We start from the raw sequence: 19,234 nt of genomic DNA, 5'->3' as shown, positions 1-19,234 counted from the left end.
CGGCTCGTGTACGGTAGTGCTTATCCCGCCCGACAAGGAGATGACCGTGAAAGAAATCACCCAGCTCGCCGCTGAACTTGGCAGACGCCTGCAGGTTCTCAATGCTCATGTCACGACGGCAGAGTCGTGCACCGGCGGCGGGATCGCCGAGGCAATTACCCGGATTCCCGGTAGTTCGGCATGGTTCGAAGCCGGTTACGTGACTTACTCCAACCGGCAGAAAACCGAGCAGCTGAATGTGCCTGTCGAGCTGTTCTCCACCGTAGGCGCGGTCAGTCGCGAGGTGGTCGAGGCCATGGTCAGGGGCGCCCAGGATAAAAGCCGGGCGACTTTTGCCGTGGCGGTCAGCGGTGTTGCCGGGCCGGATGGCGGATCTGCGAGCAAGCCGGTCGGTACGGTCTGGCTGGCCTGGGGCGTCGGGGAGCAGCTGTTCAGCGAGGTCCAGCACTTCCCGGGCAATCGCGACGAGGTCCGCCGACAAACGGTGAAGGCCGCGCTAGAGGGGCTGCTACGGCATGCCGCTTCAGAAATCTCAAATCAGGGGTAGGCGATCCTGAAGCGCTGTGGAATAATACTGTCTACTTATACAGGTGTTGGCCGTCAGGCCTTATTGATTACGTGAGGACTTTAATGGACGACAACAAGAAGAAAGCCTTGGCTGCGGCCCTGGGTCAGATCGAACGTCAATTCGGCAAGGGTGCCGTAATGCGTATGGGCGATCAAGACCGCCAGGCGATCCCGGCTATCTCTACTGGCTCTCTGGGTCTGGACATCGCGCTCGGCATTGGCGGTCTGCCTAAAGGCCGTATCGTTGAAATCTACGGTCCTGAATCCTCCGGTAAAACCACACTGACGCTGTCGGTCATCGCCCAGGCGCAAAAAGCCGGTGCCACCTGCGCATTCGTCGACGCCGAGCACGCACTCGACCCGGAGTACGCTGGCAAGTTGGGCGTCAATGTCGACGACCTGCTGGTTTCCCAGCCGGACACGGGCGAACAAGCCCTGGAAATCACCGACATGCTGGTGCGTTCCAACGCAGTTGACGTGATCATCGTTGACTCCGTGGCTGCATTGGTTCCAAAGGCCGAGATCGAAGGTGAAATGGGTGACATGCACGTTGGCCTGCAAGCCCGTCTGATGTCCCAGGCCCTGCGTAAAATCACCGGTAACATCAAGAACGCCAACTGCCTGGTTATCTTCATTAACCAGATCCGGATGAAAATCGGCGTCATGTTCGGCAGCCCGGAAACCACCACCGGTGGTAACGCGCTGAAGTTCTACGCTTCGGTTCGCCTGGACATCCGTCGTACTGGCGCGGTGAAAGAAGGTGATGAAGTCGTTGGTAGCGAAACCCGCGTCAAGGTTGTGAAGAACAAGGTGGCTTCGCCGTTCCGTCAGGCTGAATTCCAGATCCTTTACGGCAAGGGCATCTATCTCAATGGCGAGATGATCGACTTGGGCGTACTGCATGGTTTTGTCGAGAAGTCCGGTGCCTGGTATGCCTATGAAGGCACCAAGATCGGTCAGGGCAAGGCCAACTCGGCCAAGTTCCTGGCAGACAACCCGGAAATCGCGGCGAAACTTGAGAAGCAGCTGCGCGACAAACTGCTGAGTCCGGCACCAGACGTCAAAGCGTTGGCAGATCGGGTGAAAGCAGATGACCTGGTTGATGTAGATGTTTGATTGATCCGATGACCGCCGTACTCGATACACTCGTCGCAGTGCGGCGAACCGCAATGGACCTGCTCGCGCGACGCGAGCATGGTCGAGTCGAGCTGACGCGTAAGCTGCGTCAGCGCGGCGCTCTCCCTGAAATGATCGACACTGCACTCGACCGTCTGACGGAAGAGGGTTTGTTGTCCGAATCCCGTTACCTTGAAAGCTTCGTGTCCTATCGTGCCCGCTCGGGTTACGGCCCGCTGCGTATCCGTGAAGAACTGAGCCAGCGTGGCCTGCAGCTCGCCGATATCGAGCTCGCTCTGCGCGAGAGCGGGATCAGTTGGCACGATCAGCTGGAAGAAACCTGGCGGCGCAAGTTTGCCGGGCATCTACCCATCGATGCCAGGGAGCGCGCCAAGCAGGGGCGTTTCCTGAGTTATCGCGGCTATTCGATGGAAATGATCAGTCGGCTGTTCAGCGGTCGAGGGATGGACGATTAAATGAAAAAGGCCCGCCAATGATAGCGGGCCTTTTTTATTCGCATCACGTCACCTTTGAAGGTTCCCGCGTGCGCTGTTGAGCCTGGGGTTTGGGTTGTGCCCAGTTTTCCGGCAGGTTGATGTAATCCACCAGTTCGCGCAGACGTCCGTGATCCCGCGCATTGAAGGTGAACGCCAGTCGTGCCAGGTGGCTGAACTGTTCGTCGTCGTGTTCTTCGCCGCTGTAGGCGTGTTGATGGAAATGGTCGCTCAGGCACAGATCGGCGAACGCTTCCTGCATATGGTCGAGTGCCTGGTCGCTCAACCTGTGGTTCATGCGAATGATGAACTGGTGCTTGAGCCAGCGACTGGAGTGGAAGTTGCTGTAGAACTGATTGATCTGTTCCACCGCTTCTTCGGCGCTGTAGACCAGGCTGACGAGCTTCATGTCGGTGGGCAGTATGTAGCGATTTTCTGCGAGCTGATGGTGAATGAAGTCCAGCGCGCCCTGCCAGAAAGTACCGCCTGGCGCATCCAGCAGTATCACCGGCACCAGAGGGCTCTTGCCGGTCTGGATCAATGTCAGTACTTCCAGGGCTTCATCCAGGGTGCCGAAACCTCCGGGGCAGAGCACCAGCGCATTGGCCTCCTTGACGAAGAACAGCTTGCGCGTGAAGAAGAAGTGAAATGACAGCAGGTTGGTCGTGCCCCGGACGGTCGGGTTGGCGTGCTGCTCGAAGGGCAGTGTGATATTGAAGCCAAGGCTGTGTTCAAGGCCGGCGCCTTCGTGGGCTGCCGCCATTATCCCGCCACCGGCGCCCGTGATCACCATCAGGTCTGAACGCGCCAGCGCAGCGCCCAGCTCGCGAGCCATTGCGTACAGAGGGTTTTCCACAGGTGTGCGGGCAGAACCGTAAACCGTGACTTTGCGTCGTCCCTTGAACTGTTCCAGTACGCGAAAGGCGTCTTCCAGTTCGCGCAGGGCCTGCAGGGTGATCTTGGCATTCCAGCGGTTGTGGTCTTCCTGCGCCATGCGCAGCACGGTGAGGATCATGTCTCGGTAGATCGGGGAGTTCGGGCTGGCAGGTGAAACCAGGTTGAGGAGTTCTTCGACCTTGCTGGTGAGGTCGTGGCCGCTTTCTGCAAAATGACGGCTAAGGAGGTCATTCGGTTGGTAAGGCATTCAACTTCTCCTTGCGTGCGGGCTCTGGTTTTTTTCGGTGAATGAAAAAAACGTTCGCAACTTCAAAAATCCATGACGGGCGGCTCCTTCCCGGCCCAAAGATGTAGTGGTGATTACTCTAAATCTAGTCCTTGGCGAGGATTCGCGCTGACTTGATCATTGCGCCGCAAAGTCTTTCATGGCAATCGCTTATTAACGATTCGAGAAGTGATTTCACCACTCGTCTGAACCTGATCCGAGAGTTCAGCGCTCTGATTTACTTACTAACAGGCGTGACGCGACCGTTTTGCGCAAGGGCAAGACGCACGGTACAGGTAACTCAAAGGATTTATCGCGCAATTGGGGCGAAAGGGCAGGGAGGCGGGAAGCTATGACCAAGGTCATTCTGGAAATCGATACGCAGCTGTATCGATTGCTCAAGGTATCAGCCGAGACCAACCATTTGAGTCTCGAGGAAGAGTGCTGCCGGCGTCTTGCAGGTGGCCAGCGTCGTTCGCGTTACTTGCAGGCCCTTATAGCGGAATTGCGCGCCGAGGACGAACAGCGACGCGCTAATTGCCGATGATCACTTTTTCTTCTGATTGACTTTCGGGCAATCCGATTCCTGGAAACGCTCGCTGGCGACCGGACGGTTGGTCTTAACCTCGGTGAATTCGTAACGCATGATCGCGCCTTTGGCCATCAGCTTGCGAAAGCCCGGGTTGTTGCAGACGGTGGAGCCCAGCTGGAAATAAACAGCCTTCGGGTCGGCGCGCATCTTGTCGGCGTGAGTGCTCTGCACGCTCAGGTGGTTGATCAGCTCTTTGCCTTCAACGGTGTAACCCTGATCGAGAATGTCTTCATTGATTGCCCGCGGAGTGCCGACGCTGCTTTGAGCGGCAACGTTTTGCAGCATTTTGCTCAGTTCCATGTCTTTCAAGGAAGCGGCCTGGGCGTTGAAGGACGACGCCAGCAAAATGGCAGCGGTAGGAACGATAAAGCGCAGCATGAAACTCTCCTGGTTCAGTGACTGGTGGTTCGACCCGTCACATGACTGTGCGTTCAGTGGCGGCGAATTATAGGGGACGAGGCCTGGACGGTACAGGCTTGCGCGGGCTGCTCTGATAAACTGCCACTACTTTATGCCCAGCCGAGTGTTGTTCGTGTCGATAATCCCTTCTGCCCCTCTCTTTGCGGCGAATGCCGTTGCCCTTTTGCGCGATCAGCGTGAGGAAGAGGGCATCAAGCCGATACAGGCCCGGGGCTGGAGGGCCACTCGCTGCCGCGCCTGTCGCGTGATCGAAAGCCACTGCCTGTGTGCCTGGCGCCCGCAGGTCGATGCGCGCTCCGGCGTGTGCCTGATCATGACCAACAAGGAAGTCTTCAAGCCCAGCAACACCGGGTGGCTGATTGCCGACGTGGTGCGCGACAACCATGCATTCATCTGGTCACGTACTGAAACCGACCCGAAGTTGCTGGCGTTGCTGCGCGACCCGCAATGGCAACCGTATCTGGTGTTTCCGGGCGAGTATGTCGAGCCTGAGCGGGTAACGAACACCGTCGAGGTCGATAGCGCCAAGCGCCCACTGTTCATTCTATTGGACGCGACCTGGACCGAGGCGCGGAAGATCTTCCGTAAAAGCCCGTACTTTGATGCGCTCCCGATCCTCAGCCTGCTGCCCGAGAAACTGTCACGCTATCGCCTGCGCCGGTCGACGCGTAGCGAACATTTGTGTACGGCCGAAGTGGCGGCGCTGTGTCTGGATCTGGCCGGCGATGTGGCGGCCGCATCGGCACTGGACGCTTATTTCGACGTGTTCAGCCAGCACTACCTCGATGCCAAGCACCAGCTGGACATGAATGTTTCTACCCCCGCACATGCCGAGCTGATGCCCTTCGTGCAGAACGGTTCTGCTGCCTTGGGCTGATTGTCGCCCATACTGTAAAGATCTGTACTGGCCATGTACCTTGACCACCCCGGTTTCGCTGGGCATGCTTGGCGCCGATTGGGGCGCGGCCAAGGTTTGAGACGCCGTTTTAGCTTGTGATTGGCGTTGAACGTGCCCTGTTGGTGCAGCTCCGTGGCTGTACCTCGAGTTGTTTGAAAAACAGGATCATTTGAAAAATGGCCACATACGAAATCCTGATTGCCGATGACCACCCACTGTTCCGTAGCGCATTGCATCAGGCGTTGACCCTGGGCCTGGGCCCCGAAGTCCGGCTGGTGGAGGTGGCGAGTATTGCCGAACTGGAGACCCGCCTGGACGAAAAGTCCGACTGGGACCTGGTTCTGCTCGACTTGAACATGCCAGGCGCTTACGGATTTTCCGGCCTGGTGCTGTTGCGCGGGCAATACCCGCAGATTCCGGTGGTGATGGTGTCGGCCCAGGAAGAGGCCTCGATCATGGTCAAGTCTCGCGAGTTCGGGGCCAGTGGCTTCATTCCCAAGTCCAGCGACCTGAGCGTCATTCAAAAGGCCGTCAGGGCGGTATTGGACGGCGATGTGTTCTGGCCCCCGCAGGCCTTTGAGGCGGTCAGTGTCTCCGCCGAAGCCAAGGCGGCAAGCGAAGGCCTGGCCAGCCTCACGCCCCAGCAGTTCCGGGTGTTGACCATGGTGTGTGAAGGTTTGCTGAACAAACAGATCGCTTATGAACTGAGCGTCTCGGAAGCCACCATCAAGGCACATGTCACCGCCATCTTTCGCAAGCTGAATGTGCGCACTCGCACCCAGGCGGCGTTGCTCTTGCAACAACTTGAGTCAATTTCGAGCCATTAAACCCGGCTCGTTCACGCTTTTTTGACTTTCACTGGTCTAGCTTTCCCACTCCTTTTTGGTGCAGTTGCTAACTCTATGTCTCCTTTCAAAGGCCAGACCGGCCTCAAACGCATCCTCAACGCTTCGGGTTATTCACTGGATGGGCTGCGCGCGGCCTTCACCGGTGAGGCGGCATTCCGCCAGTTGGTGCTGCTTAACGTCATTCTGATACCGCTGTCGTTCTTTTTGAATGTCAGCCGGGTGGAACAGGCGTTGTTGATCGCCGTTTGCCTGCTGGCGCTGATCGTCGAACTGCTCAATTCCGCCGTGGAAGCGGCCATTGACCGCATCTCGCTTGAATTGCACCCGCTGTCCAAGAATGCCAAGGACATGGGCAGCGCCGCGCAGTTCGTGGCACTGACCATGATCGCGCTGGTCTGGGCAGTCATTCTGCTTTAAGCAATGGTGGGCAGGACGATCTCGTCGCTGCGCTGGACCCCGGCGGTGAAGGCGCGGCACAGGTCGAGGAACTCGCGCATCGCCGAGGTCTGGTATTTCTGTTTGTGCCAGATGAAATAGAACTGTCGCGCCAGGTCCAGATCCGGGGTTTCCACCGCTACCAGGCTGCCGCGCCGGAATGCATCACGCAGTGCCAGCCTCGAGATGCAGCCAATTCCCAGGCCTGACTCGACCGCGCGCTTGATCGCTTCGGTGTGTTCCAGTTCCAGGCGGATATTCAGCGCACTGCGATGATGTCGCATGGCCTGGTCAAACGTCAGGCGCGTGCCGGAGCCCTGTTCCCGAAGGATCCAGGCTTCTTGCGACAGCTCGTCCATGCTCGCCGTACCGCGTATGGCCAAAGGATGCTGGGGCGCACAGAACACCACCAATTCATCCTCGACCCAGCTCTGCACTTCGATGTCCGGGTGGCTGCAGTCGCCTTCGATTAGACCCAGATCAATTTCATAGTGCGCGACCTGTTGCACGATGTTGGCAGTGTTCTGCACATGCAGCTTCACCTGGCTTTCAGGATGACGCTGCATGAAGCTGCCAATCAGCAGGGTGGCCAGGTAATTGCCGATGGTCAGGGTGGCGCCGACTGCCAGGGAGCCGAAACCGGACTTGCCGTTGAGCAGGTCTTCGATTTCCTTGGCCTGGTCGAGCAGGGCCACAGCCTGGGGCAGCAGCTGTTTGCCGAGGGCATTGAGGCTCAGCCGTTTACCCGCGCGGTCGAACAGCTGGCAGCTGGACTGGCGCTCCAGTTCGGTGATCGAAGTGCTTGCCGCCGATTGTGAGAGGTTGAGCAGTCCCGCAGCACGGGATACGCTTTCCTGCTGGGCGACAGCGACGAAGACTTGCAGTTGACGGAGAGTAAATCGCATATCTATATAACCGATAACCCTTATCTTAATAATCCATTTAACAGATATTGTCGCTGCCATTAGAATGCGATGCAATTGCGCACATCACCGGCGCAGGCAAAATCTCCAGGAGTCCCCCGTACATGAGCAACATGAACCACGAGCGTGTCCTCAGTGTTCATCACTGGAACGACACTCTGTTCAGCTTCAAGTGCACCCGCGACCCGGGTCTGCGCTTCGAAAACGGTCAGTTCGTGATGATCGGCCTGCAACAGCCCAACGGCCGGCCGCTCATGCGCGCTTACTCGATCGCCAGCCCGAACTGGGAAGAGCATCTCGAGTTCTTCAGCATCAAGGTGCCTGATGGCCCGCTGACTTCCCAGTTGCAGCACCTGAAGGAAGGCGACGAGATCATCATCAGCAAGAAGCCTACCGGCACGCTGGTACTCGATGATTTGAAACCGGGCAAGCACCTGTACCTGCTCAGCACCGGTACCGGTCTGGCGCCATTCATGAGCGTCATCCAGGATCCGGAAACCTACGAGCGTTTCGAGAAAGTGATCCTGTGCCACGGCGTACGTTACGTCAATGAAGTCGCTTACCGCGAATTCATCACCGAGCACTTGCCGCAGAACGAGTTTTTCGGCGAGGCCCTGCGTGACAAGTTGATCTACTACCCGACCGTGACCCGCGAGCCATTCGAAAACGAAGGTCGCCTGACCGACTTGATGCGCAGCGGCAAGTTGTTCAGCGATATCGGCCTGCCGCCGATCAACCCGCAGGACGACCGCGCCATGCTGTGCGGCAGCCCGAGCATGCTCGACGAGACCAGCGAAGTGTTGAACAGCTTCGGCCTGAAGGTTTCGCCGCGGATGCGCGAGCCGGGTGATTACCTGATCGAGCGTGCGTTCGTCGAGAAGTAAGCCATTCGCATCACTAAAATGCCCCCATAGCCTGCTCAGGCAATGGGGGCATTTTTATGTCCGACAATTTCAGGTAGGAGCTGCCGAAGGCTGCGATCTTTTGCTCTTGAAATTCGGGAAAGAAGATCAAGGTCAAAAGATCGCGGCCTTCGGCAGCTCCTACAAGTTGGATGCGGGTATGACTTCGAGCACGCGGATCACGCCCGCCTCGGGGTAATGCCAGCGCACATCCACATCCCAGAACTGCGCGCCATATTCCCTCTGTGGTGCAGGTGTCTGGTACGCCGGGCGCGGATCCTGTGCCAGACACTGTTCGATAAGCTCGACCAGGGGCTCCTCAAGCCGCTGAGCGTGGCCATGGGCCTGCTGCAGCGCCGAATCCACCCACTGCACGGCAATCAGAGGCGGCGCAGCGCTGGCGATGCTGTTGGAGGCCGTGTCGATGATGTCGGCGTAAGGCACGTAAGGTTTTATGTCGAGAATCGGCGTGCCATCGAGCAAATCGATGCCGGATATCCACAGGCGATCGGCTTCGACCTTGTCCAGCTTGACCACTGACTGGCCAATGCCATTGGGTCGATGCGTCGCGCGCGTGGCGAAAACCCCCATGGATTTGTTGCCGCCCAGACGAGGCGGGCGGACTTTCAGCCGTGGCTTGTCTTCCAGCGCCTGGTGGAACAGGAACAGCAGCCACACGTGGCTGACCTGCTCCAGGCCCTGCACGGCCTCACCCTGATCGAATGGCGCCACCAACTCCAATACGCCGCGTGCGGCAGGAGCCAGTTGCGGTTGGCGCGGGATGGCGAACTTCTCCTTGAAACAGGAGCGCACGAAACCAATAGGGGAAACGCTGTAGGTCATGGGGTGGGGTCGAGGCGGGAATGGGTAGGCATGATAACCCGATCAACCTTTTAACCGGTGGCGCCAGGCAGTTCGTCATCGCCGGCAAGCCTTGCTCCCACAGAACCTGTGGGAGCGGGCGAGCAAGTTTTGCTCCCGCCTTGCAATTATTGCGGGCGCACGCGCAGGGTCAGGCCCTTGAGGAAGTTGCGCAGCAACTGGTCGCCGCACGGGCGGTAGTTGGTGTGGCCGAACTTGCGGAACAGTGCGCTCAGCTCAGGCTTGGACACCGGGAACTCGGCAGCCTTGAGGATGGCGTGCATGTCGTCTTCTTTCAGTTCGAAGGCCACGCGCAGTTTCTTCAGGATGATGTTGTTGGTGACCGGCGTTTCGATCGGCTGTGGCGGACGGCTTTCGTCTTTACCGCGCTTGAAGATCACCAGGCCATCGAGGAAATGCGCCATGACTTCATCCGGGCAACGAACGAAGCCTTCTTCGTCTTCCTCTTTCTTGTCCAGATAAGTCAGCAGATCTTCCAGGCTCACGTCCATGCCGCCGAGCTTGATGATCTCGATGACTTTCTTGTCGCTGATGTCGAGCATGTAGCGCACGCTGCGCAGTACGTCGTTGTGGATCATGGTGTGCAGTCCTGATATTCAGCAGTGGGCGCCGCTCAAATCGCGGCGCCGAAATGTAGGGCGGCGTGAAAAGCCTAGAACTTCTCTTTGCCGGACAGGTAGCGCCATTGCCCCAATGGCACTTTGCCAATGGACACTCCGCCGATGCGGATGCGACGGATGGCAACGACCTTCAGGCCAACGGCCTGGCAGAACAGGGCGATCACGCCTGGTTGTGGATTTTTCATCGCAAACCGCAGGCGATTCTCGTTCTGCCAGCTGGCCTTCACCGGCGGCAGCTCCTTACCTTTGTAGGTCAGGCCGTGGTTGAGGCGGTTAAGGCCGTGAGCAACCATGTCGCCTTCAACCTCGACCACATACTCTTGCTCGATCTTGGCGGAGTCGGCCGTCAGCTTGCGCAGGATTTTCCAGTCCTGGGTGAACACCAGCAGGCCGCTGGCATTGGCCTGCAGGTCGGTGCTGGCGGTCAGGCGCAGGAAGTGGCCCTTGAGCGGGCGTTTGCTGAAGCGGTGTTCTTCGCTCAGGGTATCGGCGCTGATGGTGCCCATGGCCGTTTCCGCGTCCATGCCCGCCGGGACGTTGAACAGAATGGTCACCGGCTCCGGCGCAGTGGCCTTGGCTTCGGGGTCGAGCTCGACTTTCTGGGTGTCGACCTTGAATTGCGGCTCGTCGATGACTTCACCGTCCACGGTGACCCAGCCGCCCTCGATGAACAGCTCAGCCTCCCGACGGGAGCAGCCGACGAGTTCGATGAGGCGTTTGGAGAGACGAATCGGGTCAGTCATGACAGGGCCGTAACAAAAAAGGGGTGGGCATTGTACCTGCTGGGCGCCGGTTAATCGCGGGTCCATTTCAATACGGTTCAATTTCCCTTGGGAGCTGGCTTGCCAGCGATTGCATCACTCGGTCCATCTGACACATCGCAGCGCCTGCATCGCTGGCAAGCCAGCTCCCACAGGAATTTTATGGCGTCAGGCATGTTGTGAGCGTTGCTGGTCTTGGCGCAAGCGCATATGCAGTAACGGATAAGGCTGCCCCATCCCGTCATGCTCGGTGCGACCGACGACCTCGAAGCCCTGCTTGAAATAAAACCCCAGCGCCTGCGGGTTCTGTTCGTTGACGTCCAGTTCATAGGCGTTCAGGTGTTCCATGGCATAACGCAACAACTGCTTGCCCAGGCCCTGGCCGCGGTGAACCGGGTCGATGAAGAGCATTTCGATCTTGCCCCCAGCGACCCCGGCAAACCCGGTGATGCGCTGCTGGGCGTCCTTGGTGCAGATCAGCATGACTGCATCCAGGTAGCGGGTCAGCACCAGGTTCTTCAGCAGTTCGATGTAGCTTTGCGGCAGAAAGTCATGGGTGGCGCGCACCGAGTCTTCCCAGACCTTTGTGAGTTCTGTGTAGTCACTGAGTTTCGGTGTATGAATGACCGAATGATGGCGCATGGCCTGTTGCCTCTTGCGGAGTAAACGTAACGAATCCTTTCATCACAAACGATAGACGTAAAAAAGCCCCGCATCTCGTCACAAGAGCAGGGCTTTTACATCTTTCGCTTTAGATCTGTTCAGCCCAAAGGTCGTATTCGTCGGCGTCGGTCACTTTGCACCAGACCTTGTCGCCCGGCTTCAGGTTGCTGCCGTTGTCGATGAATACGTTGCCGTCGATTTCCGGGGCATCGAAGAAACAGCGGCCGACGGCGCCTTGCTCGTCGACTTCATCGACCAGTACTTCGATTTCGCGGCCGACGCGCATTTGCAGGCGAGCCGAGCTGATGGCTTGCTGATGCGCCATGAAGCGGTCCCAACGATCCTGCTTGATGTCGTCGGGCACGATCTCCAGGTCCATGTCGTTGGCCGGAGCGCCGTCGACCGGCGAGTACTGGAAGCAGCCAACGCGATCGAGCTGGGCTTCTGTCAGCCAGTTCAGCAGGTACTGGAAGTCTTCTTCGGTTTCGCCAGGGAAGCCGACGATGAAGGTCGAGCGGATGATCAGGTCCGGGCAGATCTCGCGCCAGTTCTTGATGCGCGCCAGGGTCTTGTCTTCGAAGGCCGGGCGTTTCATCGACTTCAGGACTTTCGGGCTGGCGTGCTGGAACGGGATGTCCAGGTACGGCAGGATTTTCCCGGCTGCCATCAGCGGAATCAGCTCGTCGACGTGCGGGTATGGGTAAACGTAGTGCAGGCGGACCCACACGCCCATGGAGCCGAGGGCTTCGCACAGTTCGGTCATGCGGGTCTTGACCGGGGCGCCGTTCCAGAAACCGGTGCGGTACTTCACGTCGACGCCGTAGGCGCTGGTGTCTTGCGAGATCACCAGCAGCTCCTTGACGCCGGCCTTGACCAGCCGCTGGGCTTCGTCGAGCACATCACCGATGGGACGGCTGACCAGCTTGCCGCGCATCGACGGGATGATGCAGAAGCTGCAGCTGTGATTGCAGCCTTCGGAAATCTTCAGGTAGGCGTAGTGGCGCGGGGTCAGTTTGATCCCTTGTGGCGGCACCAGGTCGATCAGCGGGTTGTGGTCCTGGCGCGGCGGCACGGCGTCGTGCACGGCGTTGACCACTTGTTCGTACTGCTGTGGACCGGTCACCGACAGCACGCTTGGGTGAATACTGCGAATGTTGCCTTCTTCGACGCCCATGCAGCCGGTCACGATAACCTTGCCGTTTTCCTTGATGGCTTCGCCAATCACTTCCAGGGATTCGGCCTTGGCCGAGTCAATGAAGCCACAGGTGTTGACCACCACCACGTCGGCGTCCTGATAAGTGGACACCACGTCATAACCTTCCATGCGCAGCTGGGTAAGGATGCGCTCGGAGTCGACCAATGCTTTGGGGCAACCCAGGGATACGAAGCCAACTTTTGGATTGGCCGGCGCAGGAGTGGTGGACATGTCTAACCTCGGTATTTGTGACGACTGCGCCCGGTAGGGCGAGGCGGCTGACGGACGCTTTGTGGCGTCTCTGATCAAAAAGTGCGCAATTCTAGCGATGGGACGCGCGCTTGACCAGCTTTATGCAGGGAAATGCGACGAGTGCTGCGCTATGCTTCGCGCCTTGATGCTTTACCGATTACTTACAGTCAAGAAAACGTCTGTAACGTGAAGTAAAACAGCGCATGCTCAGGGCAGAGCATAGTGCTTCTTATCAGTAGTCCAGGTCTGAGTAGCAGGAGTTTTGGATGGGGCAGGCAAGTAGTCAGGCGGCGGGCGCCGAGCATTCGGCAGCAAAGCCGATCGGCATGCTGGTCGCGGCGGTCGGGGTGGTTTACGGCGATATCGGCACGAGTCCGCTGTACACCCTTAAAGAAGTGTTCTCCGGTGGCTATGGTGTGCCGGTCAACCACGACGGGGTGTTGGGCATCCTGGCGCTGATTTTCTGGTCGCTGATCTGGGTGGTCTCGATCAAATACATGATGTTCGTGCTGCGCGCCGACAACCAGGGCGAGGGCGGGATCATGGCGCTGACGGCCCTGGCCCGGCGCGCCGCAGCCGGGCATGCCAGGTTGCGCAGCCTGTTGGTGGTCTGTGGCCTGATCGGCGCGGCGCTGTTCTACGGCGACAGCATGATCACCCCGGCGATTTCCGTGCTGTCGGCGATCGAAGGCCTTGGGCTGGCTTTCGACGGCATCGACCACTGGGTGGTGCCGCTGTCATTGGTAGTGCTGGTGGGGTTGTTCCTGATTCAGCGGCACGGTACGGCGCGCATCGGCATTCTGTTCGGGCCGATCATGGTCACCTGGTTCCTGGTGCTCGGCGCCCTGGGTGTCCACGGCATCTTGCAGCACCCCGAAGTGCTGCAGGCAATGAACCCGGTGTGGGGCGTGCGCTTCTTTATCGTGCATCCGGGCATGGGCGTGGCGATCCTCGGTGCCGTGGTACTGGCCTTGACCGGTGCCGAAGCCTTGTACGCCGACATGGGGCATTTTGGTCGCAAGCCTATCGCCCGCGCCTGGTTCATCCTGGTGTTGCCGGCTTTGGTGCTGAACTACTTCGGCCAGGGTGCCTTGCTGCTTGGCGATCCTGAAGCCGCTCGCAACCCTTTCTATCTACTGGCGCCAAGCTGGGCGTTGATCCCGTTAGTGGGCTTGTCGACCCTGGCCACCGTAATCGCTTCCCAGGCAGTGATTTCCGGCGCGTTCTCCCTGACCCGCCAGGCGATCCAGCTGGGTTACATCCCGCGCATGCACATCCAGCACACCTCCAGCGCCGAACAGGGCCAGATCTACATCGGCGCTGTGAACTGGTCGTTGATGGTCGGCGTGATCCTGCTGGTGCTTGGCTTTGAGTCCTCTGGTGCGCTGGCCTCGGCGTATGGCGTGGCCGTAACCGGCACCATGTTGATGACGACCATTCTGGTGGCGGCGGTGATTCTGCTGTTGTGGAAATGGCCGCCGGTGCTCGCCGTGCCGCTGTTGTTTGGCTTCCTCCTGGTGGATGGTCTGTACTTCGCGGCCAACGTGCCGAAAATCGTCCAGGGCGGGGCGTTCCCGGTCATTGCCGGTATCGCCCTGTTCGTGCTGATGACCACCTGGAAGCGCGGCAAGCAGTTGCTGGTGGAGCGCTTGGAAGAGGGCGGCCTGCCGCTGCCGATCTTTATCAGCAGCATCAGCGTGCAGCCACCGCACCGGGTCCAGGGCACGGCCGTGTTCCTGACGGCCCGCCCGGACGCCGTACCCCATGCGCTATTGCACAACCTGCTGCACAACCAGGTGCTGCATGAGCAAGTGGTGCTGCTGACCGTGGTCTACGAGGATATCCCGCGGGTGCCGCCGAGCAGACGCTTTGAGGTGGAGTCCCACGGTGAGGGGTTCTTCCGGGTCATCCTGCACTTTGGCTTCGTCGACGAGCCGGACGTGCCGCAAGCGCTGAAGCTGTGCCATCTCGATGACCTCGACTTCAGCCCGATGCGTACCACTTACTTCCTCAGCCGCGAGACGGTGATCGCCTCCAAACTCGAAGGCATGGCCCGCTGGCGCGAGGCGCTGTTCGCATTCATGTTGCAGAACGCCAATGGCAATTTGCGGTTTTTCAATCTGCCGTTGAATCGGGTGATTGAGTTGGGGACGCAGGTGGAGATGTAAGGGCATACAAGAATACTGTGGGATTGGTGCAAATAAAAAAGCCCCCGCCACTGTGAAGTGGCGGGGGCTTTTTTGTGGGGGCTGGATTACTCCTCAGCCACCTTGTCCTTGCTCTGGCGCTTCTCGATCACGTCCACCAGCTGCTGAGCCAGTTTCGGATAGTTCTCGTCAAAGTGATGCCCGCCCGGCAATTTCAACGCCTCCCCCACGGCCGTCTTGTCGGTGCAGCCGCTTTCATCGGCCTCCTCTTCACCGTAGATGCAGACCACTTTCGGCGCTGGCAACTTAGCCATCTCCGGGCCCGTGGCGGCTTCCTTGCCGGCGTTGCCCAGCCACCCCTCGACTTCGATCTCGAAGCTACCGGTGCGGGCGAAGGCCAGCAGGATGATTGCGTCGACGCGTTGCTGCTCGGCGGGCTCCAGGCGGTTGTAGATCGCGGGCAGCACATCGGCGCCAAATGAGTAGCCGGTCAGGACGAAGCGCTTGGTGCCCCATTTCTGCCGGTAGTGCTGCATCAGCTCAGCCAGGTCCAGCGCGCTTTGCTCAGGGCTTTTGTGCTGCCAGTAGTAGCGCAGGGTGTCGATGCCGACCACCGGGTAACCGATTTTCGCCATTTCACCCGCTACGTCACGGTCCAGGTCTCGCCAGCCGCCGTCACCGGAGAGGAACAGGGTGACGGTGTCGTTGGCCTGGCCTGCCGGCACTTCGACGACCGGTATCTGCAAGCCGCCAGCGGCCTTGTCGCCGCCGACCAGGATCTTGCGCAGCTCGTTGTTCAGGACCTGCGGCAGGTTGATGTCGTAGTCGCTGATGCTGGTTTCGGCATTCGGCTGGTCACGTACGAAGCCGGCGCTGGTGTCGTCCGGGTTATCGTTCCAGGCTGCCAGCCAGCGACCGTGCGCTGCGCTTTTTGGCAGCAGGTGGGTGCAGCCGGGTTTTTCCAGGGCCAGGTCCACGGAGACGGCCTGCGCCTTGTCGTCTTTCTGTTCGGACAACCAGCGCCAGGCCAGCACCGCGCCGGGACCGATGCCGCTGACCAGCGTTGCCGGACCGTGGAGCTCGCGCAGGCCCGATTGCAACGCGCGGCTTTGCAGCAGGCAGTCTTTAGGCAGGATCACCTGGACGATCTGCGCCGAGCCGGTACGGCTCAGGGTCAGCAATTGCTTGTCACTGAGCTTTTGGTCCTCATTCACTGCGACCAGCACCTGGGCGCGGGGCGAGGTGCCGGGAGTGACCCGGGTCATCGCCGTGCCGTCGGCTGGCTTGAACGATTCGAGGGTCGGTTCCGGGGCCGGGCGCTTGAGGTACCAGTAACCGCCACCGAGAATCAGGGCCAGCACTACCAGTGTGGCCAGTACATACCGCAGGGAGCGTTGAATCATCAGCGTTTCACCAATCCAGTCAAGCCGCCCGCAATCAGGGCGGCAGTGTCGGCCAGGGCTACCAGCGGATCGAGTCCGGCGGGCACGGCCATATAACGGGGTTCCCAGTCAGGCTGGAACTTGTCTTTGAAGCGGCGCAAGCCTTGGAAGTTGTAGAGCTGCTCACCACGGCGGAAAACCATCGAGCCCAGGCGCTGGGTCAATGGTGCGCCGCGACGGGGTTGCAGCCCCGACAGCGGCACCATGCCCAGGCTGAAGCGCGCGTATCCGTGACTCTTATAATGTTGAATCAGGCCGACCATCATGAATTCCATGGTCAGCTTTGGCGCTTCCGGGTGCGCTCGCATCAGGTCGAGGCTGGCCAGGTCGTGGCCGAATGTCTCGAGCAGATTGGCGAATGCCACCGGGCGGCCTTCGAAGCGGATCACCGCGATGCGGAAATGCTTGAGGTAGTCCTCGCTGAAACGGCCGAGGGAGAAGCCTTTTTCGCGAACGTTCTTGCCGGTCAGCCAGGCATCGGAGATCACCTTGAGCTCATCCATCGGCGCCTGTCCCGGTTCGAAGATCTCCAGCGACAGGCCGTCGCGGGTGCCACGGTTCCAGGTGTAGCGCAGGTCCTTCATCTCCTTGCCCTTGGCTTCCAGGTCGAAGTGCTGCAGATCGACCCGGGCTTCCTCGCCCAGCTTGATCGCGGTCAGGCCGATGTCCATGTAGTACGGCAGGTTTTCGGCGCGTACCTGATAGAACACAGGGCGGGCGTGGTGAATGTCGCACAGGTCGCGGAACTGCCAGATCATTTCGGCCCGTTGCTGGGCCGGTCCAATAGGGTCGTACAAGGCCACCAGGCTGCGGCCACGGCGGGCGTACATCAAGAAAGCCTGCTCGTCGGGGTGGAACAGCAGCGCCTTGTCACCCGTCAGGGCGAGGCCACCGTCCGGTTGAGCGGAAGCCATGAGGATCTTTACCGCCCGGTCCAGCTCGTCAGGCGTCGGCAGGTGGATGACCGGGCGTGCGGTGCGCAGCAGCCAGGTCAGCGACACCACCACCAGCAGTACGGCGGCGCCGAGTAGCGAGCGCAGGCCCCGGGGAGCGTCAGCGTCAAGGGTGAACTGCCACCAGAGTTGATGGCTGTAAGGCACATCCTGGTAGGCAAACAGCAGCAGCCAGATGGATGCACCCAGCACGCACAGGCTCGACACCAGATACAGCGGCGAGAACGGCAGCTCGGTCAGGCGGCTCGGCCGATAGAACGAACGACGGAATACGCCAAGCAGGCTGGCGGTCAGGGTCAACAGGCAGGCTTCTTCCCAGTCAAAGCCCTTGAGCAGGGAGAGCAGGGCGCCTACGAGCAACAGAATGGTGGTCAGCATCCAGGCGGCCGACAGGCGCCGCCGCAGGCCCTGGGCGAGCAGCAGGCAGAGCACGCCGATCAGGCTGGCGCCGAAGTGCGAAGCGTCGACCAGGCGATGGGGGATCAGAAAGCCGATGTGCTCCAGGCGGGTGTCGATTTCCGGCGTCACACCGGAAAACAGCAGCACCACGCCGGACAGGAACACCAGCACCGCCAGGATCGGCGCAGCCAGGCCGGAGGCTGCGCGCAGGGACTGACGGGATTGAAACAGGCGCTGTCCTTCGTTGATCAGCAGGAACACGCAAGCGACCAGCAATGGCAACACCACATAAATCAGCCGATACAGCAGCAGTGCGGCCGCCAGCGGTGCAGCGCCAAGCTTGTCGGCGAAGGCGGCCAGCAGGATTGCTTCGAATACGCCGACCCCGCCGGGCACATGGCTGAGCACCCCGGCAGCCAGCGCCAGCAGGTAGACCAACAGGAAGGCGCCGAAGGGCGGCGCTTCTGGCAACAGCAGGTACAGCACGGTAGCGGCCGCGGCGACATCCAGTGCGGTGATGATCAATTGCAGGAACGTCAGGCGCCGCCCCGGCAGACGCAAGGTGCGGCGCCCGGCCTTGACCAGCAGGTTGTCCGCATAAGGTTGTTCGGGCAGGCGGCGGCGGTAAATGCCGATGGCCAGGACGCTGAACAGTAGCAACACTGCCACGGACACCGCGCCCAGCCAAATCTCGGACAAGCCCAGGGCAGTCGCGGCAGCGGGCAGGTCGCTGAGGGTTGCCAGGGCCGCAAGGGGCGGCAGGGCGCAGCCCAGCGAGAGGCTGGCGAACAGGGTCATGCGCGCCACTTCCGTGGCACCCAGGCCATGCCGTGCATATAGACGGTAGCGCACCGAGCCGCCAGAGAGCATCGACAGGCCGATGGCATTGCCGATCGCAAATGCGGTGAAGCCACCCAGGGCGAGAATTCGCGGTGCCAGCGTCACGCCGGCATAACGGCTGGCCGACCATTCGTAGCCCAACAGAATGATAAAGCCGACCACCGTCGCCGCCAGTGCACCCAGCAAGGCAGGTTTTGGTACCTGGAGAATCGAGTCGTGCAGAGCGTCCAGATCCAGTTCGCTCAACAGATGACGACAGGCAATCAGCGCGATGGCGAACAGCAACAAGGTCACTGCCAGGCCGATTGGCTGGCGGTACTTGCTGATCAGGTCCAGCAGGCGCAAACGCCCGGGCTTGATCGGTTGTGTCGCTGTGACGGAGTCTTGTGGATCAGACGAATTGGCGCGCATCAATCACCTCTTGGATTGTGCGCGACAGGATGGGGGTATCCAGCCAAGTTACCAATCCCTGTAGAAAAAAATAATCACAAATATTAACGCCACTCACCCTCAACAGGTGAAGGCACGCCATGGGCCTGTGCGGTAAACGCCTCGGACCAGCATAGACCTAACTCAAGGCTGGAGTGAAACCAATCGGCCCGTCACAAGGTGACAGATCATTGTTGCGAAAGGACTTTTTCGACAGGCACAAAAAAGGCCACTCTTTCGAGTAGCCTTTTTTGATGTTTGGTTGCGGGAGCCGGATTTGAACCGACGACCTTC

At 59.8% G+C, this 19,234-nt stretch carries 19 protein-coding genes; 9 read left to right on the top strand and 10 right to left on the bottom strand.

Annotated features, from left to right (window positions below; translation table 11 throughout):
• The first annotated feature begins 46 nt into the window (after positions 1–46).
• From AAEZ05_RS25845 to recX, 3 genes are all read left to right on the top strand, one after another.
• Entirely contained in the window at positions 47–547 is a 501-nt protein-coding gene (locus AAEZ05_RS25845) for a CinA family protein (protein WP_045057558.1), read from the top strand.
• 83 nt (positions 548–630) lie between these two features.
• A complete protein-coding gene (gene recA / locus AAEZ05_RS25840; RefSeq protein ID WP_045057550.1) occupies positions 631–1,683 on the top strand; it encodes a recombinase RecA in 1,053 nt (350 codons plus the stop codon).
• A gap of 8 nt (positions 1,684–1,691) precedes the next feature.
• Positions 1,692–2,159 carry a recombination regulator RecX gene (gene recX / locus AAEZ05_RS25835; RefSeq protein WP_350649447.1) on the top strand — a complete coding sequence of 156 codons (468 nt, stop codon included), beginning with the start codon at positions 1,692–1,694 and terminating at the stop codon, positions 2,157–2,159.
• Positions 2,160–2,202: 43 nt separating this feature from the next.
• On the opposite strand, the gene AAEZ05_RS25830 is transcribed toward recX, so the two are convergent.
• On the bottom strand, positions 2,203–3,321 hold the full coding sequence (locus tag AAEZ05_RS25830; RefSeq protein WP_045057552.1) for an LOG family protein: 1,119 nt from the start codon (positions 3,319–3,321) through the stop codon (positions 2,203–2,205).
• A 370-nt stretch (positions 3,322–3,691) separates the two neighbouring features.
• Between AAEZ05_RS25830 and AAEZ05_RS25825 the strand changes: the two genes are divergently transcribed.
• Positions 3,692–3,886, top strand: a complete 195-nt coding sequence (locus tag AAEZ05_RS25825) for a hypothetical protein (RefSeq protein WP_045057553.1) — start codon at positions 3,692–3,694, stop codon at positions 3,884–3,886.
• Here AAEZ05_RS25825 and AAEZ05_RS25820 read toward each other — a convergent pair whose 3' ends face one another.
• Positions 3,887–4,309, bottom strand: coding sequence for a quorum-sensing-regulated virulence factor family protein (locus AAEZ05_RS25820; RefSeq protein WP_045057554.1), 423 nt, complete (start codon positions 4,307–4,309; stop codon positions 3,887–3,889). It abuts the gene before it with no gap.
• A 160-nt stretch (positions 4,310–4,469) separates the two neighbouring features.
• Here AAEZ05_RS25820 and AAEZ05_RS25815 point away from each other — a divergent pair, with 160 nt between their 5' ends.
• The 3 genes from AAEZ05_RS25815 to AAEZ05_RS25805 all read left to right on the top strand — a co-directional run bounded on the left by AAEZ05_RS25815 (position 4,470) and on the right by AAEZ05_RS25805 (position 6,514).
• The gene (locus AAEZ05_RS25815; protein ID WP_236695818.1) at positions 4,470–5,228 is read left to right on the top strand and encodes a tRNA-uridine aminocarboxypropyltransferase; all 759 of its coding nucleotides are present in this window, start codon (positions 4,470–4,472) and stop codon (positions 5,226–5,228) included.
• Between the two features lie 197 nt (positions 5,229–5,425).
• The gene (gene erdR / locus AAEZ05_RS25810; protein ID WP_045057556.1) at positions 5,426–6,076 is read left to right on the top strand and encodes a response regulator transcription factor ErdR; all 651 of its coding nucleotides are present in this window, start codon (positions 5,426–5,428) and stop codon (positions 6,074–6,076) included.
• 75 nt (positions 6,077–6,151) lie between these two features.
• Positions 6,152–6,514 (top strand): diacylglycerol kinase, encoded by a 363-nt coding sequence (locus tag AAEZ05_RS25805; protein ID WP_034149863.1) that lies wholly within the window; start codon positions 6,152–6,154, stop codon positions 6,512–6,514.
• Here AAEZ05_RS25805 and AAEZ05_RS25800 read toward each other — a convergent pair.
• Positions 6,511–7,437, bottom strand: a complete 927-nt coding sequence (locus AAEZ05_RS25800; RefSeq protein WP_045057557.1) for a LysR family transcriptional regulator — start codon at positions 7,435–7,437, stop codon at positions 6,511–6,513. The two genes, AAEZ05_RS25805 and AAEZ05_RS25800, sit on opposite strands and share 4 nt — an antisense overlap.
• Before the next feature lie 122 nt (positions 7,438–7,559).
• Between AAEZ05_RS25800 and fpr the strand changes: the two genes are divergently transcribed.
• The gene (gene fpr / locus AAEZ05_RS25795) at positions 7,560–8,339 is read left to right on the top strand and encodes a ferredoxin-NADP reductase (protein ID WP_003443014.1); all 780 of its coding nucleotides are present in this window, start codon (positions 7,560–7,562) and stop codon (positions 8,337–8,339) included.
• A 159-nt stretch (positions 8,340–8,498) separates the two neighbouring features.
• Here the strand turns inward: fpr and tsaA are convergent, their stop codons facing one another.
• The 5 genes from tsaA to rimO form a co-directional block, all read right to left on the bottom strand.
• Entirely contained in the window at positions 8,499–9,200 is a 702-nt protein-coding gene (gene tsaA / locus AAEZ05_RS25790) for a tRNA (N6-threonylcarbamoyladenosine(37)-N6)-methyltransferase TrmO (RefSeq protein ID WP_045061505.1), read from the bottom strand.
• A gap of 146 nt (positions 9,201–9,346) precedes the next feature.
• Positions 9,347–9,817, bottom strand: a complete 471-nt coding sequence (locus AAEZ05_RS25785; protein WP_122837713.1) for a YehS family protein — start codon at positions 9,815–9,817, stop codon at positions 9,347–9,349.
• Between the two features lie 74 nt (positions 9,818–9,891).
• Positions 9,892–10,602, bottom strand: a complete 711-nt coding sequence (locus AAEZ05_RS25780) for an rRNA pseudouridine synthase (RefSeq protein ID WP_045061503.1) — start codon at positions 10,600–10,602, stop codon at positions 9,892–9,894.
• Between the two features lie 186 nt (positions 10,603–10,788).
• The gene (locus tag AAEZ05_RS25775) at positions 10,789–11,262 is read right to left on the bottom strand and encodes a GNAT family N-acetyltransferase (RefSeq protein WP_045061502.1); all 474 of its coding nucleotides are present in this window, start codon (positions 11,260–11,262) and stop codon (positions 10,789–10,791) included.
• Between the two features lie 109 nt (positions 11,263–11,371).
• Positions 11,372–12,709 (bottom strand): 30S ribosomal protein S12 methylthiotransferase RimO, encoded by a 1,338-nt coding sequence (gene rimO / locus AAEZ05_RS25770; protein WP_045061501.1) that lies wholly within the window; start codon positions 12,707–12,709, stop codon positions 11,372–11,374.
• Positions 12,710–12,996: 287 nt separating this feature from the next.
• On the opposite strand from rimO, the gene AAEZ05_RS25765 reads away from it, so the two are divergent.
• On the top strand, positions 12,997–14,898 hold the full coding sequence (locus tag AAEZ05_RS25765) for a potassium transporter Kup (protein ID WP_350649443.1): 1,902 nt from the start codon (positions 12,997–12,999) through the stop codon (positions 14,896–14,898).
• A gap of 86 nt (positions 14,899–14,984) precedes the next feature.
• On the opposite strand, the gene AAEZ05_RS25760 is transcribed toward AAEZ05_RS25765, so the two are convergent.
• Positions 14,985–16,280, bottom strand: coding sequence for a virulence factor family protein (locus tag AAEZ05_RS25760; protein ID WP_045060758.1), 1,296 nt, complete (start codon positions 16,278–16,280; stop codon positions 14,985–14,987).
• Complete coding sequence (gene mprF, locus AAEZ05_RS25755) at positions 16,280–18,922, bottom strand: bifunctional lysylphosphatidylglycerol flippase/synthetase MprF (protein ID WP_045060757.1); 2,643 nt, start codon at positions 18,920–18,922, stop codon at positions 16,280–16,282. The genes AAEZ05_RS25760 and mprF overlap by 1 nt, the downstream gene beginning before the upstream one ends.
• Between the last annotated feature and the right edge of the window lie 312 nt (positions 18,923–19,234).

This window comes from Pseudomonas sp. HY13-MNA-CIBAN-0226 (assembly GCF_040310305.1).
In the GTDB taxonomy this organism is placed as follows: Bacteria; Pseudomonadota; Gammaproteobacteria; order Pseudomonadales; family Pseudomonadaceae; genus Aquipseudomonas; species Aquipseudomonas gregormendelii.
Note: the sequence above shows the minus strand (reverse complement) of the source record. Positions and strands in the feature narration are given on the sequence as shown.

Excerpts from the sequence above, each read along its gene's own strand:
- erdR (WP_045057556.1), top strand. The coding sequence starts at position 5,426 with ATGGCCACATACGAAATCCTGATTGCCGATGACCACCCACTGTTCCGT.
- rimO (WP_045061501.1), bottom strand. The coding sequence starts at position 12,709 with ATGTCCACCACTCCTGCGCCGGCCAATCCAAAAGTTGGCTTCGTATCC.
- recA (WP_045057550.1), top strand. The coding sequence starts at position 631 with ATGGACGACAACAAGAAGAAAGCCTTGGCTGCGGCCCTGGGTCAGATC.
- AAEZ05_RS25805 (WP_034149863.1), top strand. The coding sequence starts at position 6,152 with ATGTCTCCTTTCAAAGGCCAGACCGGCCTCAAACGCATCCTCAACGCT.
- AAEZ05_RS25825 (WP_045057553.1), top strand. The coding sequence starts at position 3,692 with ATGACCAAGGTCATTCTGGAAATCGATACGCAGCTGTATCGATTGCTC.
- AAEZ05_RS25820 (WP_045057554.1), bottom strand. The coding sequence starts at position 4,309 with ATGCTGCGCTTTATCGTTCCTACCGCTGCCATTTTGCTGGCGTCGTCC.
- AAEZ05_RS25830 (WP_045057552.1), bottom strand. The coding sequence starts at position 3,321 with ATGCCTTACCAACCGAATGACCTCCTTAGCCGTCATTTTGCAGAAAGC.
- AAEZ05_RS25785 (WP_122837713.1), bottom strand. The coding sequence starts at position 9,817 with ATGATCCACAACGACGTACTGCGCAGCGTGCGCTACATGCTCGACATC.
- mprF (WP_045060757.1), bottom strand. The coding sequence starts at position 18,922 with ATGCGCGCCAATTCGTCTGATCCACAAGACTCCGTCACAGCGACACAA.
- fpr (WP_003443014.1), top strand. The coding sequence starts at position 7,560 with ATGAGCAACATGAACCACGAGCGTGTCCTCAGTGTTCATCACTGGAAC.
- AAEZ05_RS25775 (WP_045061502.1), bottom strand. The coding sequence starts at position 11,262 with ATGCGCCATCATTCGGTCATTCATACACCGAAACTCAGTGACTACACA.
- AAEZ05_RS25780 (WP_045061503.1), bottom strand. The coding sequence starts at position 10,602 with ATGACTGACCCGATTCGTCTCTCCAAACGCCTCATCGAACTCGTCGGC.
- recX (WP_350649447.1), top strand. The coding sequence starts at position 1,692 with ATGACCGCCGTACTCGATACACTCGTCGCAGTGCGGCGAACCGCAATG.
- AAEZ05_RS25800 (WP_045057557.1), bottom strand. The coding sequence starts at position 7,437 with ATGCGATTTACTCTCCGTCAACTGCAAGTCTTCGTCGCTGTCGCCCAG.
- AAEZ05_RS25760 (WP_045060758.1), bottom strand. The coding sequence starts at position 16,280 with ATGATTCAACGCTCCCTGCGGTATGTACTGGCCACACTGGTAGTGCTG.
- AAEZ05_RS25765 (WP_350649443.1), top strand. The coding sequence starts at position 12,997 with ATGGGGCAGGCAAGTAGTCAGGCGGCGGGCGCCGAGCATTCGGCAGCA.
- tsaA (WP_045061505.1), bottom strand. The coding sequence starts at position 9,200 with ATGACCTACAGCGTTTCCCCTATTGGTTTCGTGCGCTCCTGTTTCAAG.